This window comes from Clostridium sp. KNHs216, assembly GCF_006714885.1.
Taxonomy (GTDB): domain Bacteria; phylum Bacillota; class Clostridia; order Oscillospirales; family Acutalibacteraceae; genus Caproiciproducens.
In genome coordinates this window covers 1,386,470-1,402,187 of sequence record NZ_VFMF01000001.1, presented here as the reverse complement: position 1 = coordinate 1,402,187, position 15,718 = coordinate 1,386,470, and the positions used below count along the sequence as shown (strand labels likewise).

18 protein-coding genes are annotated in these 15,718 nt (G+C 55.8%); 11 read left to right on the top strand and 7 right to left on the bottom strand.

The features are described from left to right. Positions 1-19: 19 nt before the first annotated feature. The gene (gene amrA, locus LY85_RS06740) at positions 20-1,405 is read left to right on the top strand and encodes an AmmeMemoRadiSam system protein A (RefSeq protein ID WP_141825998.1); all 1,386 of its coding nucleotides are present in this window, start codon (positions 20-22) and stop codon (positions 1,403-1,405) included. Then, positions 1,402-2,229, top strand: coding sequence for an AmmeMemoRadiSam system radical SAM enzyme (gene amrS / locus LY85_RS06735; protein ID WP_141825997.1), 828 nt, complete (start codon positions 1,402-1,404; stop codon positions 2,227-2,229). Before amrA ends, amrS begins: the two co-directional genes overlap by 4 nt. Positions 2,230-2,239: 10 nt before the next feature. Here the strand turns inward: amrS and LY85_RS06730 are convergent, their stop codons facing one another. The 4 genes from LY85_RS06730 to LY85_RS06715 are packed head-to-tail and all read right to left on the bottom strand — an operon-like array spanning position 2,240 to position 3,619. Beyond that, positions 2,240-2,485, bottom strand: coding sequence for a zinc ribbon domain-containing protein (locus tag LY85_RS06730; protein ID WP_141825996.1), 246 nt, complete (start codon positions 2,483-2,485; stop codon positions 2,240-2,242). A 5-nt stretch (positions 2,486-2,490) separates the two neighbouring features. After that, positions 2,491-2,808, bottom strand: a complete 318-nt coding sequence (locus LY85_RS06725) for a carboxymuconolactone decarboxylase family protein (RefSeq protein WP_141825995.1) — start codon at positions 2,806-2,808, stop codon at positions 2,491-2,493. A gap of 5 nt (positions 2,809-2,813) precedes the next feature. Then, positions 2,814-3,017 carry a hypothetical protein gene (locus LY85_RS06720; RefSeq protein ID WP_141825994.1) on the bottom strand — a complete coding sequence of 68 codons (204 nt, stop codon included), beginning with the start codon at positions 3,015-3,017 and terminating at the stop codon, positions 2,814-2,816. Positions 3,018-3,022: 5 nt separating this feature from the next. Further along, on the bottom strand, positions 3,023-3,619 hold the full coding sequence (locus LY85_RS06715; protein ID WP_141825993.1) for a TetR/AcrR family transcriptional regulator: 597 nt from the start codon (positions 3,617-3,619) through the stop codon (positions 3,023-3,025). A 165-nt stretch (positions 3,620-3,784) separates the two neighbouring features. Here LY85_RS06715 and LY85_RS06710 point away from each other — a divergent pair, with 165 nt between their 5' ends. From LY85_RS06710 to LY85_RS06700, 3 genes are all read left to right on the top strand, one after another. Next, positions 3,785-4,333, top strand: coding sequence for a prolyl-tRNA synthetase associated domain-containing protein (locus LY85_RS06710; RefSeq protein ID WP_141825992.1), 549 nt, complete (start codon positions 3,785-3,787; stop codon positions 4,331-4,333). Positions 4,334-4,580: 247 nt separating this feature from the next. Continuing rightward, complete coding sequence (locus LY85_RS06705) at positions 4,581-5,486, top strand: glycoside hydrolase family 25 protein (RefSeq protein ID WP_141825991.1); 906 nt, start codon at positions 4,581-4,583, stop codon at positions 5,484-5,486. Between the two features lie 14 nt (positions 5,487-5,500). Further along, a complete protein-coding gene (locus tag LY85_RS06700) occupies positions 5,501-5,935 on the top strand; it encodes a phage holin family protein (protein ID WP_038325429.1) in 435 nt (144 codons plus the stop codon). Positions 5,936-6,041: 106 nt separating this feature from the next. Here the strand turns inward: LY85_RS06700 and LY85_RS06695 are convergent, their stop codons facing one another. The 3 genes from LY85_RS06695 to LY85_RS06685 form a co-directional block, all read right to left on the bottom strand. After that, a complete protein-coding gene (locus LY85_RS06695; protein WP_141825990.1) occupies positions 6,042-8,138 on the bottom strand; it encodes a glycosyltransferase family 39 protein in 2,097 nt (698 codons plus the stop codon). 112 nt (positions 8,139-8,250) lie between these two features. Next, entirely contained in the window at positions 8,251-9,084 is an 834-nt protein-coding gene (locus LY85_RS06690) for an ATP-binding protein (RefSeq protein ID WP_141825989.1), read from the bottom strand. A 9-nt stretch (positions 9,085-9,093) separates the two neighbouring features. Beyond that, positions 9,094-10,215: a cysteine desulfurase family protein gene (locus tag LY85_RS06685; RefSeq protein WP_141825988.1), complete on the bottom strand. Its 1,122-nt coding sequence runs from the start codon at positions 10,213-10,215 to the stop codon at positions 9,094-9,096. A 302-nt stretch (positions 10,216-10,517) separates the two neighbouring features. Here LY85_RS06685 and LY85_RS06680 point away from each other — a divergent pair, with 302 nt between their 5' ends. The 6 genes from LY85_RS06680 to eutP all read left to right on the top strand — a co-directional run bounded on the left by LY85_RS06680 (position 10,518) and on the right by eutP (position 15,715). Continuing rightward, complete coding sequence (locus LY85_RS06680) at positions 10,518-11,282, top strand: ABC transporter ATP-binding protein (protein ID WP_038325427.1); 765 nt, start codon at positions 10,518-10,520, stop codon at positions 11,280-11,282. Next, entirely contained in the window at positions 11,275-12,081 is an 807-nt protein-coding gene (locus LY85_RS06675; protein ID WP_038325426.1) for an ABC transporter permease, read from the top strand. The genes LY85_RS06680 and LY85_RS06675 overlap by 8 nt, the downstream gene beginning before the upstream one ends. 86 nt (positions 12,082-12,167) lie before the next feature. After that, positions 12,168-13,187 carry an ABC transporter substrate-binding protein gene (locus tag LY85_RS06670; RefSeq protein WP_141825987.1) on the top strand — a complete coding sequence of 340 codons (1,020 nt, stop codon included), beginning with the start codon at positions 12,168-12,170 and terminating at the stop codon, positions 13,185-13,187. A 269-nt stretch (positions 13,188-13,456) separates the two neighbouring features. Further along, positions 13,457-14,608 (top strand): lactaldehyde reductase, encoded by a 1,152-nt coding sequence (gene fucO, locus LY85_RS06665; RefSeq protein WP_141825986.1) that lies wholly within the window; start codon positions 13,457-13,459, stop codon positions 14,606-14,608. Positions 14,609-14,885: 277 nt separating this feature from the next. After that, complete coding sequence (locus tag LY85_RS06660; protein WP_141828003.1) at positions 14,886-15,227, top strand: BMC domain-containing protein; 342 nt, start codon at positions 14,886-14,888, stop codon at positions 15,225-15,227. An 8-nt stretch (positions 15,228-15,235) separates the two neighbouring features. Then, positions 15,236-15,715 (top strand): EutP/PduV family microcompartment system protein, encoded by a 480-nt coding sequence (gene eutP / locus LY85_RS06655; RefSeq protein WP_038326300.1) that lies wholly within the window; start codon positions 15,236-15,238, stop codon positions 15,713-15,715. The last annotated feature ends 3 nt before the right edge of the window (positions 15,716-15,718 follow it).

The following is a 15,718-nucleotide window of genomic DNA, read 5'->3' as shown; positions in this document are numbered from 1 at the left end:
TTGGAAAGGGGGATTTTTTATGTCGATCGCAGGTGCGTTTATTATGCCGCATCCTCCCATTATCCTGCCGGAGGTGGGAAAAGGGGAAGAGCGGAAAATTCAGAGGACCGCCGACGCGTGCCGGGAGGTCGCGGGCAGGATTGCGGCGCTGAAACCGGACACGGTGGTGGTGACTTCGCCGCATTCCGCCCTGTACGCGGATTACTTCCATATTTCTCCCGGCGAATGCGCCCACGGGGATTTTGCCCGTTTCGGCGCGCCGCAGGCCGCCGTCGACGTCCGGTACGACAGTGAATTCGTACGGTCGCTGACCGACGCGGCCGGGAAAGCGGGCCTGCCCGCCGGAACCTTTGGCGAGAAGGAAAAATCCCTTGACCACGGCACTATGATTCCGCTCCGCTTTTTAAACGAATGCTGCACCGACTATCGGCTGGTGCGCATCGGGCTGTCCGGACTTTCCGGGCCGGACCATTACCGGCTGGGAAAATGCATCGCCCAAACGGCGGAGTCTCTGGGGAGAAAGGTCGTTTTTATCGCGAGCGGAGACCTTTCCCACCGTCTCAAAGAGGACGGGCCTTACGGTTTTGCGAAGGAAGGTCCGGAATTTGACAGCCGGGTGACCGACGCGATGGCAAAGGGGGACTTCCTGCGCTTTCTGACTTTCGGCCCCGACTTCTGCGACGCGGCGGCGGAGTGCGGGCTGCGCTCGTTTATCATCATGGCGGGCGCGCTGGACGGAAAGGCCGTCGAGCCCGAGCTGCTTTCGTATGAGGGGCCGTTCGGGGTCGGGTACGGCGTCTGCGCTTTCCGGATCACCGGGGACGACGAAAGCCGCCGGTTTGACGCAGTCTTTGAAGCCGAAGAGAAAAAAAGACTGGAACGGATCCAGTCGCAGGAGGATGAATATGTCAGGCTGGCCCGGCTGTCGCTGGAAACCTATGTCCGGACAGGGAAAAGGGCGGAGCTTTCCGCCGGACTGCCGGAGGAAATGCTGGGTCACCGGGCGGGAGCTTTCGTGTCGCTGAAAAAGAACGGGGAGCTTCGGGGGTGCATCGGCACCATCGGGCCGGTGACGTCCTGCGTAGCGGAGGAAATCGTAAGGAACGCGGTCAGCGCCGGTACGGAGGACCCGCGCTTTACGCCCGTTACGGAGCAGGAGCTGCCGACCCTTGTCTACAGTGTGGACGTGCTGGCGAGTCCGGAACCGATCGATACCGTGGAGGAACTGGATGCCGGGCGCTACGGTGTCATTGTCACCAGCGGGTACAAGCGCGGGCTGCTGCTGCCGAATCTGGAAGGGGTCGATACCCCGGAGCGGCAGATTTCCATCGCCATGCAAAAAGCAGGGATCCGCAAAGGGGAGCCCTGCTCTCTGGAACGGTTTGAGGTGGTGCGCCACAAATGAAAATCATCTGTGAAATCTGTCCCCATCACTGCGCGCTGGAGGAGGGGCAGACCGGTTTTTGCCGCGCGCGCAGAAACAACGGCGGCAAAGTGATTTGTGACAACTACGGAAAAGTGACCGGCCTTGCGCTTGACCCCATCGAAAAGAAGCCGCTGCGCCGCTTCTGCCCCGGCGGGAAAATCCTGTCCGTCGGCAGCTACGGCTGCAACCTGCGCTGTCCGTTTTGCCAGAACAGCTCCATTTCCATGACGGACGGGGAACACACGGAAAGCGCCGCGGTTCCGCCCGAGGCGCTGGCCGAAAAGGCGGCAGAGCTTGTGCCGCGCGGGAATATCGGCGTCGCGTATACCTACAACGAGCCGCTTGTGGGCTATGAGTTTGTCCGGGACTGCGCCGCCCTCGTCCGGGAGCGCGGGCTGAAAAATGTCGCGGTGACCAACGGCTGTATCTGCGAAGGGCCGCTGAAAGAACTGCTCCCGCTGATCGACGCGGTGAACATCGACCTGAAAGGCTTTACCGAACGCTTTTACCGGATGGTCGGCGGCGACCTGAAGACGGTGATGCGCGCGATTGAGCTGTCGGCGCAAAGCTGCCACACGGAAGTGACCACTCTGGTGATTCCCGGGGAAAATGACAGCGACGGGGAAATGGACGCGCTCTCAGGATGGCTTGCTTCGGTGGACGCGGAAATCCCTCTGCACGTTACCCGGTTCTTCCCGTGCTTTCAGATGACCGACCGCGGCCCGACTCCGGTGGAAACCGTTTACCGGCTGGCGGAAATCGCCCGCGGGCATCTGCGGTACGTCTATGTGGGAAACTGCTGACGCGGCACCGCTAAGGAGTCTGCTCCTTCCACGCTGGCAGCTTTGCCAGGGTTCTGACCGCCAGCTCGCAGGCGGCTTTTTCGTCGATCCCCTGTGTGCGGATCAGGAAACGGACGGTACCCTCCAGCTTTTCTGGGTAGGACTGCATGGAACCGTCCGGTCTGGTACAGTAAATGCAGTAATCCTTGCTTTCGTCCTGCAGGGGATAATCGGACGGCTTTGTCATGGGCATTCCACAGGCAATGCATGTTTTCATATTTTTCACACCTTTCGATCGCTTTCATAGGCTTCCAGCGCGGGAATCAGGCAATGGGTGATTCCCTGTACGCCGGATACGGTTATTGTCATCAGAATCGTATCCCTGATTTCGTCCCGCGATGCGCCGGCCATTTTGGCCATGGGGACATGCGCGGCAACGGCTTTGTCGTCTCCCTGGGACGCCTTGATTCCAATATAAACCAACTGACGGGTCTTGGCGTCGAGCGCGCCGGAAGAGACCGCCCGGATAAGTCCGTCAAACGCTTCGGAAACCTGGGGCGCCTCCTCTTTCAGTAATGCAAACGGGTTTTGATTGATCATGCCGGTTACCTCCTTTTATAAATATCGACATTCAGCCTGCAGAGCTCCTGTTTTCCGAGCTCCGTCAGGGAAAAGACGGTCGCTTTGTCGGCGTCGCGTTCAAACCACCCCAGCTCCAGCAGCCGTGAAAAAAGCCGGTTGCCCAGTGTGCCGCCAAGGTGCCCGTAACAGGATTTTGCTTTCAGTATTTCCGGGGGATGTTCGTTCATTGTCTTCAGCTCCTTTTTGATTCCGCCATTTTCAGATAAGTGTCGATCAGCGTTTCGCCGTACCTGTCAATGACCTTTCCGCCGGGGGCGAACAGGTCCGCGTTGGCAAGATAGTGGTGGATCAGCCCCAGCCATAAATTGAAAAGCAGGGAAACGGGCATCCGAAGGATTTTTCCGGTTTCCATTTCCCGCTCCGCTGCCCGGCTGAAATGCAGGGAGATTACGGACTGCAGCGAAATCCAGGCGTCTCGGGCCTGTGTGGGAAGCAGACGGTTTTCCGTGACAAGCGCGGTGTAAAACGGCTCGTATTCCCGGATGCCGTCCAGATGGGCGCGGAGCACTTCCCGCAGGGTTTGGCCGGAATCCGCAAGCTCGTGTGTACGCTGTGCTGTTTTCCCGACATACACTTCGATCACTTCCGCCATGAGTGCGTCCAGCGACGGGAAATGAACGAATACCGTGCCGTGGGAAACTCCCGCCGCCCCGGCGATATCGGAAATTCTGGTACTGAGAAAGCCGCGTTCAGAGAATATTTCAAAGGCTGTTTTGATTAAAAGCTCCCTTGTCTGCTCTTTTTGCAGCTGGCGGGCTGTTTTTTTCATTTCAATAACTCCTAAATCAGTGAATTTACAGTCATTATATAACCGCAAATGGATTCTGTCAAGTAGGCAGAACACTTTTAAGCCCCTTTTCTTGACTAATCTGCAAAATTGCCGTAAAATTTATGACAGTACGCCGCTGATCGGCAAAACCGGAGGATGATAACCTTGTGTTCGATACGAATTGACCCCGTCCTGTATACGTCAAAGCCCGCGGATGAGCGGCTTCCGAGAGAGACGGCGGTCTATGACCTGCTGGACAGGCTGGAAATCCCTTATACCCGCATTGACCACGACGCCGCCGGTCATGTAGACTTCTGCGACGAGGTGGGGGAAATCCTCGGGGTGGATATCTGCAAAAACCTGTTCCTGTGCAACCGGCAGAAAACGGACTTTTATCTTCTGATGATGCCGGGCAAGAAGGAGTTTCGTACGAAAGATCTTTCCGCGCAGATCGGCAGCTCCCGCCTGTCTTTTGCAGACGCCGAACGCATGGAAGAATATCTGAAGGTCACGCCGGGCTCCGTCAGCGTGATGGGCCTGATGAACGACGCTGGAAAGCGTGTCCGGCTGCTGATTGACCGGGAGGTGGCGCAGTCTGAATATTTCGGGTGCCATCCGTGCATCAATACCTCCAGCCTGAAAATCAGGACAGCCGACCTGCTTGAAAAATTCCTTCCCTTTGTAGAGCATGAACCGGTTTTTGTCACACTGTAATTTGAAAATCCGCCTGCACATCGCATAAGTGAAAAAAATTCACATTATAGAATTTCATAAAATCCCAACGCATCCGGAACGGCTTGAAAGCCCGTCTGGGTGCGTTTTTTATGCGATGTTTTCCCTCTGAAAATTACGGCACGCCATTCTTTGCAAGCGATAAAAAACATTTCAAAAATTAGCCTGAACAGTGCCATTTTATCCTGAATATTACTGTGATATAGAGTGATTTGAATGGAGGGCAACAATGAAGGGTATCGATGTCAGTAAGCACAACGGCACCATTGACTGGGGCAGGGTGGCGGCTTCCGGAATCGAATTTGTAATGGTCCGCGCCGGATACGGAAATCTGATCAGCCAGAAGGACCCCAAATTTGAAGAAAATGTCCGGGGTGCGCTTTCCCACGATCTGCATGTCGGCGCATACTGGTTCAGCTACGCGGTGTCCGCGGTGGACGCCCAGACCGAGGCGGAGGTCTGTAAGAAGGTCCTTGATCCCTATAAAGGGAAGCTGGACTTTCCGATCGCGTTTGATTACGAGTACGATTCGATCCGCTACGCAAACGAACAGGGCGTCAATCCGGACAATGCCCAGATCGACGGCATGGGCCGCGCGTTTCTGGAGCGGATGAAGGCGGACGGATGGTATGTCGCGCTTTATACGAACAATGATTTCATCCGGTCAGGCAGATTCAGCGCGGCTACTTTAAAGGCCTATGACGTGTGGCTCGCCGATTACAGCGGGGAGCCGGATTATCCCTGCGCCATCCGGCAGACCAGCTCCACGGGGACGGTTCCGGGCATCGGCGGAAAAGTGGACATGGATGAGTCCTTTCAGAATTATCCGGCCATCATCCCCGCCGGAGGCTATAACGGTTACCCGGTGCAGGTGAGTACCATTGTGGAGATCGATACCACAATGGATATTTCCTACGCGCATGGGACGTACTATGTTGTAAAAACCACGTCCCCCCAGCCGGTGACTCTTACCGCCGGGACGGGCGGGGTCGCGACCATCGTGCCGTTCCCCCGCACCGGGAACATTCAGTTGTTTGCGGTGGTGGCCGTGGGACAGTCCGGACAGGAGACGGGGATCTATACCTCCGTATCCGGCGAAAAGCCCCTGCGGCGCTTCAAGTTCAAAATTCAGTAGAGAGGGGATAAGAAATGGAGAAATGGAAAGCGGCCGTTATCGCGATATTCGCTGCGCTGTCCGCGTGGCTGGGGGTGCTGGCCGTTCCGGTGCTGCTGCTCGCGGCGGTAAACGTCATTGACTACGCTACCGGTCTGGCCGCGGCGAAATTCCGCGACCAGAAGATCAGCAGCTACAAAAGCTTTCGCGGGATTGCGAAAAAAATAAGCATGTGGCTTCTGGTGGCGGTGGGCGCAATTCTGGACTGCCTGCTTGCGTATGCGGCGCAGCGGGCCGGAACGGAGCTGCATTTCGGCTTTGCTGTCGCGTCGCTTGCCGCGGTGTGGCTGATCTGCAACGAGGTCATCAGCATTCTGGAAAACATATCCGATATCGGTGTGGCGCTGCCGCCGTTTTTGATGAAAATAGCGAGCGCCTTAAAATCACAGGTGGAAAGCAAAATCGATTAGAACCGTTTATAACAGATCAGGCGCAGGCCCCGGAGTCCGAAAGGACCGCCCGAAGCCTGCGCCTGTTTTTTTGTCCCGAAAGCCTTTATAGCGGCACAGTCCTTACTTACGACTGCTGAAAGCAGTAGAGGGAGTAAGACGACTGTGTGCCGGACGCGGAGGACCCGGTGTCTCCGCCGTATTCGGAGGGGTCAACGAGCACCGCGTTTTCCTTTACATAGGAGTCGATTTCGGAGTTGGAGCCTCTCGCCGTTCCGCTCTGCTCCGACACAAGGAAGTAGGTGACTTTCCCTTCGCTGACCAGCTGTTTCAGCTTGTTGAGGGTCAGCGCCTCATCCGATCCCAGAAAACCGCCGTAGGCGACCGCGGGCAGGCCCGTGTCCACGATAAAGGCCGCGACGTCGTTCGCTTTCTGGCCAACGACCAGATAGCTGCCTTCCTTGTAATGCGCCACCAGATAGTTTTCAAGGGCAAGGGTATTGCTGTCGCTTACGGTGAAGGTCTCCTGATTCGGCGTCATGCCCTGGGTCTCCTCCGTCGAGGCAAGCTCCGGCCCGGCATAGGGCATGGTCACGTTCTGGGGAACATAGAGCACCGTGGTCAGCGACCAGTAAAGCGGTCCCGCCAGCATGGCGGCAAGCATACATCCCGCCGCGGCAAAAAGCGTAAGCCGTTTCGGGCGGAAGAAATGAAGGAGCATCAGAAACAGCGCGGCGGAGCCGGCGACAACCATAACGGGAATCAGCCATGTCCTTAGATCGGAGTAGCTCCACACATACCACCCTTCTATGGCGAAGGTCGCAAGAAAAGAGACGGGGAGCAGCCATTGCCTCCAGCCGGATTTCGAGCGGTAAGCTTTCAGCATTTCAACAAAGCCGATTCCGACCGGCGCGGCGATTCCGGGCGCCAGCATGCACAGATAATACCGATGGTAGAAGCTCGCAAAGCTGAAAAAAGCCAGCATGGTAACAAGCCAGAGGACCCAGAAAAGCAGCGCGCCCTGCCGGATGTCCGGCTTTTTCAGGCTCCATTTCCGCAGGGAGGCCGCAATGCAGAACAGAGCCAGCACGATCAGCCAGGAAGCCTGGCCGTACATGCTGTCGGTCCACAGCCGCAGCACGCCCGCGGTGCCGATGTCATTGCCAACCGCGCCCCGTGTCTGGCCGCCCCGCGCCATCCCGTCGGTCCGGCCCGTGCCGTCCTGCCCGTTCATGGAAGGCGGCGCGCCGTTGCCCGTGCTGCCGTCCCGGGAGCGGTTCGGCGCCCCCTGCCCGTTTCCGTCGGGCTGTCCGTTTCCGTCCTGGCCTCCGCTGCCGTCAAAACGGCCGCCGCCCTGGAAACCGCCGCCGGTCCCGGTTCCGCCAAAGTTTCCGCCCCCGCCGCCGTAAATCCGCTCAAGGCCGTTATGGCCGACGATCAGCTCCATGACCGTGTTGTCCGTAGAGCTGCCGATGTAAGGACGGCTTTCGGACGGATACAGGTCCACCGCGATCACCCAGGCAAACGATACGACGGCGACGATGACGAGGCTGATCACGCTCGCCAGAATCCGCCGCCAGATCTTTTCTCTGGAGAACAGGAGATAAACGATGCCCATTGCCGGAAGAATCATATAGGCCTGCAGCATTTTGATGTTGAAGCCCAGCCCTACAAACAGGGCGGCCGCAAACAGGCTGCGCCATTTTCCGGTCTCGATTCCTTTAAAAAGGTACCGGACCGCAATAAGCAGGACAAAGACGAGCTGCATATCCATGGTGTTGTTGCGCGAAGCCACGACGACGGCGGGGGTCAGCGCAAGGACCAGAGCGGAAATCAGACCTGCCGGACGGCCGGAATATCTCGAAACCAGAACGTACATCATCAGGCACGCCCCGGTTCCGGCCAGCGCCTGCGGCAAAAGCATCGCCCAGCCGTGGTAGCCGAATACCAGCACGAAAAGCGCCTGTATCCACAGGGCAAGCGGCGGCTTGTCGACCGACACCACCCCGGCAGGGTCAAAAGAGACAAAGAAAAAATTATGAAAGCTCTGCGTCATGCTTTTGATTGCGGCCGCGTAGTAGGCGTTCCCGTATCCCAGCCGGGAGATTGCGTAAAAATTCAGTCCGAAGGACAGTGCGGCAATCGCCGCCAGCGCGTAAACGTACCGATATTTTTTCTGAAAGGGGCTTCTGATAAAGTCCCTGAAAACGTGTAGATTTTTCATGCTTTCACTTCACAATCCAATCCATGTTGATACTGTTTAGGATATCCTGCCGCTGTGACCGGAAGGTGAAGTCGGGTTGAATTTTCCGTGAGAGTGCTGATTCAGGGGAAACTCAGCCCTCGCTGTCGTAATCGTCCAGAAAGCTGTGCTGCTCGCCGCCCCTGCGGTAGCCGATGACCGTTTCCAGATTGACGTTGTGAATGCTGTGGAAGATATTCTGATCGATGTTCGGGCTGGTCTTCCGGAATTTTTTAATCAGCTCTTTCATCTCCTGCCGCTTGGAAGCGCCGCCGTTGTCGCCCAGCACGCAGTTTTCCGTAAAGCGGCAGGCGCACTGGATGAACTGAAGGTCGTTGTAGCGCCGCCAGGCAAGAATGTCGGCCTCCTTGACCATGTACAGCGGGCGGATCAGCTCCATCCCGGCGAAATTGGTGCTGTGCAGTTTGGGCATCATGGTTTTGATTTCCGCGCCGTACAGCATGCTCATCAAAATCGTTTCGATGACGTCGTCAAAATGGTGCCCCAGCGCGATTTTGTTGCAGCCCAGCTCCTGCGCCTGCTTATACAGGTGGCCTCTGCGCATTTTGGCGCACAGGTAGCAGGGCGACTGCTCCGTTTTTGCCACAATATCGAAGATCTTTGTCTCAAAAATCCGAATCGGAATATGGAGCGCCTCGGCGTTGTCGACGATCCGCTGCCGGTTTACCTGATTGTAGCCCGGGTCCATCACCAGATATTCCGCCTCGAACGGAAAATCGCTGTACTTCTGTAAATGCTGGACGCATTTCGCCATCAGCATGGAGTCTTTTCCTCCGGATATGCACACCGCGATCCGGTCGCCCGGCTGAATCAGACGGTAGTCCTTAATGGCCGCGATAAACGGAATCCAGATTGCCCTGCGGTATTTTTTGATGATACTGGTTTCCACCTGTTGATATTTTTCCATATTGTCCCTCTATTTTACAAATTGCCGGTAACATTCGTCAAAGGCCTTCAAAAAAGCCCCGTTTTCTTCCTGCGTGGTCAGGTGGCTCAGGCTGATGCGCAGGGTCGAGAGCGCCGCGCGCCGGTCCTTTGTCAGCGCGTAGACCGGTCGGGAAGGGGTGTTTGCCGCGCAGCAGGCCGATTTGGTGGAAAGGCAGATACCCCGCCCGGCCAGCGCCGACTGAAACTGCTCCGCCTTCGCTCCCGCAATACTGATATTGAGGATGAACGGGACGGACTCCTTTGTGCTGTTGACGCGGACCTTGGGATATTTTTTGAAAGCGTCCCGCAGCTGCCGGTTCATCCCCGACACCGTTTCGTAGCGTTCCTCTCTGCTTTTCACCGCCGTCTGGAGCGCCTGCGCCGTGGAGGCGATCAGGCTCAGCGCGGGAGTGCCGCTGCGGAACGGGGTGGTGCTTGTCCCGCCGTGAATCTGCGGCTCCAGCAGCACGTTTTCCTTTTTCACCAGTACGCCGCAGCCGTTCAGCCCATAAAATTTGTGGGGCGCAAAGGTCACCAGATCCACGTTTTCTATTTCCAGGGGAATTTTCCCCGCCGCCTGTGTGGCGTCCACATGGAACAGGCAGCGGGGATAGCCGGACAGGATTTCGGCGATTTGGCCGACCTGCTGGCGGATTCCGATTTCGCTGTCCACATAGCAGACGGAGAGCAGAATGGTGTCGTCCCGCAGAAGCTCTTTCAAATGCTCCAGGTCCACAAGGCCGTTTTCATCGATGTCCACATATTCGATCTCAAAGCCGCGGTTCTGCAGGGCCGCCATCGCTCCGTTTACCGAAGAGTGTTCCAGCCATGTGGTAATCACGTGTTTGCCATATGCCTGATACTGTCCGGCGGCGCCTTTAATGGCAAGGTTGTTGGATTCGCTTGCGCCGGAGGTATAGATGATTTCCTCCGCTTTTACGTGCAGGATGGCGGCGATTTCCTCCGTCGCCCTGTCCAGCCGTTCCTTTGCCGCCAGCCCGAGCGGGTGGGGCGAGTTCGGGTTCGCAATATACTCCCGCGTGACGTCGCAGAACGTCCGCAGGGCTTCTTCACAGGCCGGTGTGTTGGCCGCGTAGTCAAGATAAATCATAAAAGTCCTCTCTTCCGATTTCGCCGGACGGGAGTCCGGCAAAAGGTACGTTATTATAGTAACACGGATTTCATTTTTTTCAACCGGATATTTCCCCCGCTCCTTCGGCAGAAAGCGCTTCCTTTCGACGTCGTTTTTTCCGGGAGCATAAAAAACGGAAGAGAAATTCTTCGTTTTATGAGGACGCGCGGGCAGATGTATTTTCACAAATCTCTCTATTTTACATATTTTATACCAAAGGCGAACTATTTTTATGCGCACATGTCCCTTGAAAAAATGAACACAAAGATGAGGTGATACCGTTGGACGTACTCCGAGTTCAAAATATAGAAGCGACTTATCAGGCGGAAAATGGAGAAATAACCGCTCTGGACAATATCAGCTTTGTTGTGGAAAAAGGAGAATTTGTCAGCATTGTCGGGCCAAGCGGCTGCGGAAAGTCCACCTTGCTTTCAATTATTGCCGGCCTGTTGAAACCGACTGCCGGCGAAGTGTTTGTAAACGGAGAAAAAATCGTGGGGACTTCTCCCCACATCGGGTATATGCTTCAGCGCGACAATCTGCTGGACTGGCGGACCATTTACAGAAACGTACTGTTCGGCCTGGAAGTAAGGAAGATGCTCTCCCCCGAAAACAGGGAAAGGGCGGTCCAGCTTTTAAAAACCTACGGACTCTATGAGTTCCGGGATAAATATCCGGCGCAGCTGTCGGGAGGAATGCGGCAAAGAGTGGCGCTGATCCGCACTTTGGCGATCAATCCCGATATTTTATTGCTGGATGAAGCTTTTTCCGCGCTGGATTACCAGACGCGGCTGACTGTAACCGACGACGTCTACCGGATTTTAAAAAAGGAAAAGGTTACGACCGTCATGGTGACGCACGATATTCCCGAAAGCATCAGCATGGGCGATAAGATCATGGTCCTGAGCGCCCGGCCCGGCCGGGTAAGGGAAATCCTTGAAGTCGATTTTGAGGACGAAAACAGAACGCCTCTGAGCTGCAGAAACAATCCGAAATTCAGAGTGTATTTCGATCATATATGGAAAGAGCTGTCAGCCGATGAATAAACCCATCCTTTCTCAAGAGCGTACAAAATACCTGAAGAAAAAGAAACGCAGACAGCAGATGATCCGCTTCTGTCAGATCGCCGTTCTGGTCATTTTTATTGCCCAGTGGGAAATCACCGCAAGGCTGGGCTGGATCGACAGCTTTATTTTGAGCCAGCCGTCCCGCATCTGGCAGACCTTTTTGAACATGGCGCAGAACGATCTGTTCATGCACATGGGCGTAACGGTTTATGAAACGCTGGTCGGTTTTCTGCTGGGGGCCGTTTTCGGCACCCTTTTGGCGATTGCCCTGTGGTGGAGCAGTTTCGCGTCCAAGGTGAGCGAACCGTATCTGGTGGTTTTGAACAGCCTGCCGAAAATCGCGCTCGGCCCGGTGATCATTGTGATTGTCGGCGCGGGGACGCGAGCCATTATTTTTATGGCTCTGGCCATTTCGCTGATTGTCACCGTGCTGGAAATGCTCAACGGATTCCGCCATACCGATAACGAATATATCCGGATGGCAGCGACCTTCGGTGCGAACAAAGGGCAGATTTTTACAAAGGTCGTATTTCCCTACAATATTTCCACTTTATTCAATTCTTTGAAAATCAATATCGGCCTTTCCCTGGTGGGTGTTATTGCCGGCGAATTCCTTGTGTCAAAGGCCGGGCTGGGCTATCTGATCGTCTACGGCGGCCAGGTTTTCAAGCTGGACCTTGTGATGGCCAGCGTGATCATTCTCTCCGTTGTTGCGGCCGTGATGTATGAGGCGGTGGCGCTTCTGGAAAAGCTGGTCCTGAACTGGTACGGCCATTAAAAGAATACCGTAATCTGGTATAAAGCAGATTATTCGATAGGAAAGGGGAATTTCCCCGAATACAGTTTACGAAAGGGGTAAAGAGTATGAAGAAGGTGCTGAAATGGTCCGCCGTTGCACTCTGCCTTGCGGTCATGCTGGCAGCGGTCGCGGGATGCGGGAAAGCCGCGACGGAAAATAAGGAGAAGGTAAAAGTAAGGGTATGCGAAGTGACTCACTCCGTTTTCTACGCGCCGCAGTACGCGGCAATCAACCTCGGCTTTTTCGCGGATGAAGGAATCGACCTTGAACTGGCCACTGCGGAGGGAACCGATAAGGTGATGTCGACGGTCCTGTCCAACAACGCCGACATCGGTCTGGCCGGGCCGGAGGCCGCCATCTATGTTTACAATGAAGGAAAGGCGGACAGCGCGGAAATTTTTGCGCTGGTAACGCAGCGCGACGGTTCTTTCCTGCTCGGACGCGAGCCGGACCCGAATTTTACCTGGGATAAAATCCGGGGCAAGGTAGTGCTTCCCGGCAGAAAGGGCGGCGTGCCATACATGACTCTGCAGTATGTCATCCGTAAAAACGGGCTGGACCCGCAGAAGGACACCAAGCTGGACGACAGCATCCAGTATGCGCTGATGGGGCCGGCGTTCACCAACGGCACAGGGGATTATGTGACGATGTTTGAACCGGCGGCTTCCCAGATCGTAGCGCAGGGAAAGGGATACATCGTCGCTTCCATCGGCAAGGAAAGCGGAGAGATTCCCTACACGGGGTACTGTGCCAAGAAGAGCTATATCGAAAAGAATTCGGACCTGATCGCCCGCTTTACAAGGGCGGTCTACAGGGGACAGAAATGGGTCTACTCTCACACCCCGGAGGAAATCGCAAAGGCAATCGCGCCCTCCTTCCCGGATTCGGACGTAAAGCTCCTGACCACGGTCGCAAAGAACTATAAGGATATCGAGGCGTGGAGCCCCAATCCGATTTTAAAGCAGGAAGAGTTCTCCCTTCTGCAGGAGGTTATGACCCAGGCCGGCGAGCTGAAACAAACGGTTCCGTACGACAAGCTGATCAATACCTCCTTTGCCGAACAGGCGATCAAAGACGTAAAATAAACAAAATCTCCCGCGGGGCCGTTTCGGTGCGATACTGAAACGGCCCCGTTTTTCTGCCGAAGCGAAATGTCTTTCGGGAAAAATAAGGGACGGAGTATTTAAATTTACCTGCATCTTTCCGTCCGCGCTGCTATAATATTGGACATGGAATATTGCATAGAAGCATTTTGCAGCTTAGCCGGGAACGGAAAATTTCTGTGACCATTACGGACAGGCGGCCGAAAAGCCGTGCGCCCGTTTCGATGGAATATTAAATTGGAGGGAATGTTATGTCCTATCGTACCGTGTTGAATGAAACGTCTTACTTTGGCCCGGGGGCCATTGCGGAGCTGGCTCCGGAGGTAAAGAACCGCGGCTTAAAGAAGGTGATGCTTGTTACCGACAGGGATCTCATCAAATTCGGGGTCGCCACACGGGTGATGAAGGTGCTGGACGACGCCTCTGTTTCCTACGAGGTGTTCGATAACATCAAAGCGAACCCCACCATCCGGAACGTGCAGGACGGCGTGAAAGCCTGCAAAAAGATGCAGGCGGACTGCCTCATCGCCGTGGGCGGCGGCAGCGCCATTGATACCAGCAAGGCCATTGCCGTGATTATGACCAATCCCGGGCACGCGGATGTCCGCAGCTTGGAAGGCGCCGTGCAGACCCAAAACAAGTGCCTGCCCATTCTGGCTGTTTCCACCACCTCCGGCACCGCCGCGGAGGTGACGATCAATTATGTGATCACCGACGAGGAAAAGCACCGTAAATTCGTATGCGTCGATCCCCATGACATCCCCGTGGTCGCCGTCATCGACCCCGAGATGTCCGCCTCCATGCCGAAGGGCCTCTGCGCCGCGACAGGGATGGACGCGCTGACCCACGCGATCGAGGGATACATCACCAAGGGCGCATGGGAGCTGACCGACATGATGCACCTGAAGGCGATCGAAATCATTTCCCGCGCGCTGCGCAGCTCCGTGGCCGGAGACCCGAAGGGCCGCGAAGAAATGGCCCTGGGCCAGTATGTGGCGGGCATGGGCTTCTCCAATGTGGGCCTCGGAATCGTGCATTCCATGGCGCATCCGCTCAGCGCGCTGTACGATACGCCCCACGGGGTGGCCTGCGCGACCATCCTGCCCACCGTGCTGGAGTACAACGCGGAGTGCACCGGAGAGAAATACCGTGAAATCGCGCGCGCGATGGGCGTGCAGGGCGTGGACGATATGACGCAGGAGGAATACCGCAGGGCGGCCATTGACGCGGTCAGGCAGCTTTCCAGGGATGTCGAGATTCCGCAGAAGGTCTCCGAGGTGGGCGTCAAAGAAGAGGACATCCTGTTTCTCTCCCACTCCGCCATGGCGGACGCCTGTACGGGCGGCAACCCGAAGGACCCCACGGTGGAGGATATTATCGCTCTTTACGAGTCCATGATGTAGGCGTTTCCCGCGTTTCAGGCAGTACGCTCCGGTGAAAGCCGGATTTATCAGCGCGGCCGGAGTTTTCCGGCCGCGCTGATTTGCTGTTTTTTCAAAACGGCGGGGAAGCCTTCGGGGACAGAATTCGGCACCTTTTAAATTTACTGGGAATTGGTTTGTTTTGTGTTATGGATACATTTTGCTCCATGATAGTATATATTAATAGGATTTCCATTTTCGTTTGAAAAGAAGGATTTTTGTGAAACTGGTTGATTTGGAGCAATCCAACGGCAAGCTGATGCGGATCGTACAGGAAATTGTGCCGGGCAAGCAGATTACCATGGCGCATGTGATCGCGAGCCCCAATACGGTGATTTATCAAAAACTGGGACTGGACCCCAGAATCGACTACGCCAAGGCGGCAATCGGCATTCTGACCATGTCCCCCAGCGAAACCTCCATTATCGCCGCGGACATCGCCCTGAAAAAATCCGGCATCGATATCGGCTTTATAGACCGGTTCAGCGGCACGCTGATTATTACCGGAAAAATATCGGACGTGACCACCGCGCTGGAGGCCGTTCTGGATTACGCGGAAAACGTCATGGGCTTTACCGTGTGCAACCTGACGAAAGCGTAGGCGCAAAGGTGAAAAAAATAATGCTGGTGGGCAGGACCGGCTGCGGAAAGACAACCCTGACGCAGGCGCTCAGGGGAGAAAAAATACGGTACCATAAAACGCAGTATGTCAACCGTTACGACGTCATCATCGACACGCCCGGCGAGTACGCGGAAAACAGGGAGCTGGCGCGGGCGCTGATCATTTATTCCTATGAGGCGGACGTAGTGGGCATGCTGCTGAACGCCAGGGAGAATTACTCGCTGTACAGTCCCAACATCGTGGCGGGAGCGACCAGAGAGGTGATTGGCATCGTCACGCAGATCGACACCGAGGGCGCGAGGCCCGATCTGGCGGAAAGCTGGCTGAGGCTCGCGGGGTGCAAAACGGTCTTTCACGTCAGCTCCGTGACGGGGGAAGGCATCCCGGACATTTTAAACCATCTGAGGGAACCCGGCGACGTTCTGCCGTGGGAGGAAGGTCTTAATTTTGCAGGAAATCAGTCTTGATTT

Bases quoted from the DNA above. Each gene is read 5' to 3' on its own strand.
- amrA (WP_141825998.1), top strand. From the start codon at position 20: ATGTCGATCGCAGGTGCGTTTATTATGCCGCATCCTCCCATTATCCTG.
- amrS (WP_141825997.1), top strand. From the start codon at position 1,402: ATGAAAATCATCTGTGAAATCTGTCCCCATCACTGCGCGCTGGAGGAG.
- LY85_RS06730 (WP_141825996.1), bottom strand. From the start codon at position 2,485: ATGAAAACATGCATTGCCTGTGGAATGCCCATGACAAAGCCGTCCGAT.
- LY85_RS06725 (WP_141825995.1), bottom strand. From the start codon at position 2,808: ATGATCAATCAAAACCCGTTTGCATTACTGAAAGAGGAGGCGCCCCAG.
- LY85_RS06720 (WP_141825994.1), bottom strand. From the start codon at position 3,017: ATGAACGAACATCCCCCGGAAATACTGAAAGCAAAATCCTGTTACGGG.
- LY85_RS06715 (WP_141825993.1), bottom strand. From the start codon at position 3,619: ATGAAAAAAACAGCCCGCCAGCTGCAAAAAGAGCAGACAAGGGAGCTT.
- LY85_RS06705 (WP_141825991.1), top strand. From the start codon at position 4,581: ATGAAGGGTATCGATGTCAGTAAGCACAACGGCACCATTGACTGGGGC.
- LY85_RS06700 (WP_038325429.1), top strand. From the start codon at position 5,501: ATGGAGAAATGGAAAGCGGCCGTTATCGCGATATTCGCTGCGCTGTCC.
- LY85_RS06695 (WP_141825990.1), bottom strand. From the start codon at position 8,138: ATGAAAAATCTACACGTTTTCAGGGACTTTATCAGAAGCCCCTTTCAG.
- LY85_RS06690 (WP_141825989.1), bottom strand. From the start codon at position 9,084: ATGGAAAAATATCAACAGGTGGAAACCAGTATCATCAAAAAATACCGC.
- LY85_RS06685 (WP_141825988.1), bottom strand. From the start codon at position 10,215: ATGATTTATCTTGACTACGCGGCCAACACACCGGCCTGTGAAGAAGCC.
- LY85_RS06675 (WP_038325426.1), top strand. From the start codon at position 11,275: ATGAATAAACCCATCCTTTCTCAAGAGCGTACAAAATACCTGAAGAAA.
- LY85_RS06670 (WP_141825987.1), top strand. From the start codon at position 12,168: ATGAAGAAGGTGCTGAAATGGTCCGCCGTTGCACTCTGCCTTGCGGTC.
- fucO (WP_141825986.1), top strand. From the start codon at position 13,457: ATGTCCTATCGTACCGTGTTGAATGAAACGTCTTACTTTGGCCCGGGG.
- LY85_RS06660 (WP_141828003.1), top strand. From the start codon at position 14,886: ATGCGGATCGTACAGGAAATTGTGCCGGGCAAGCAGATTACCATGGCG.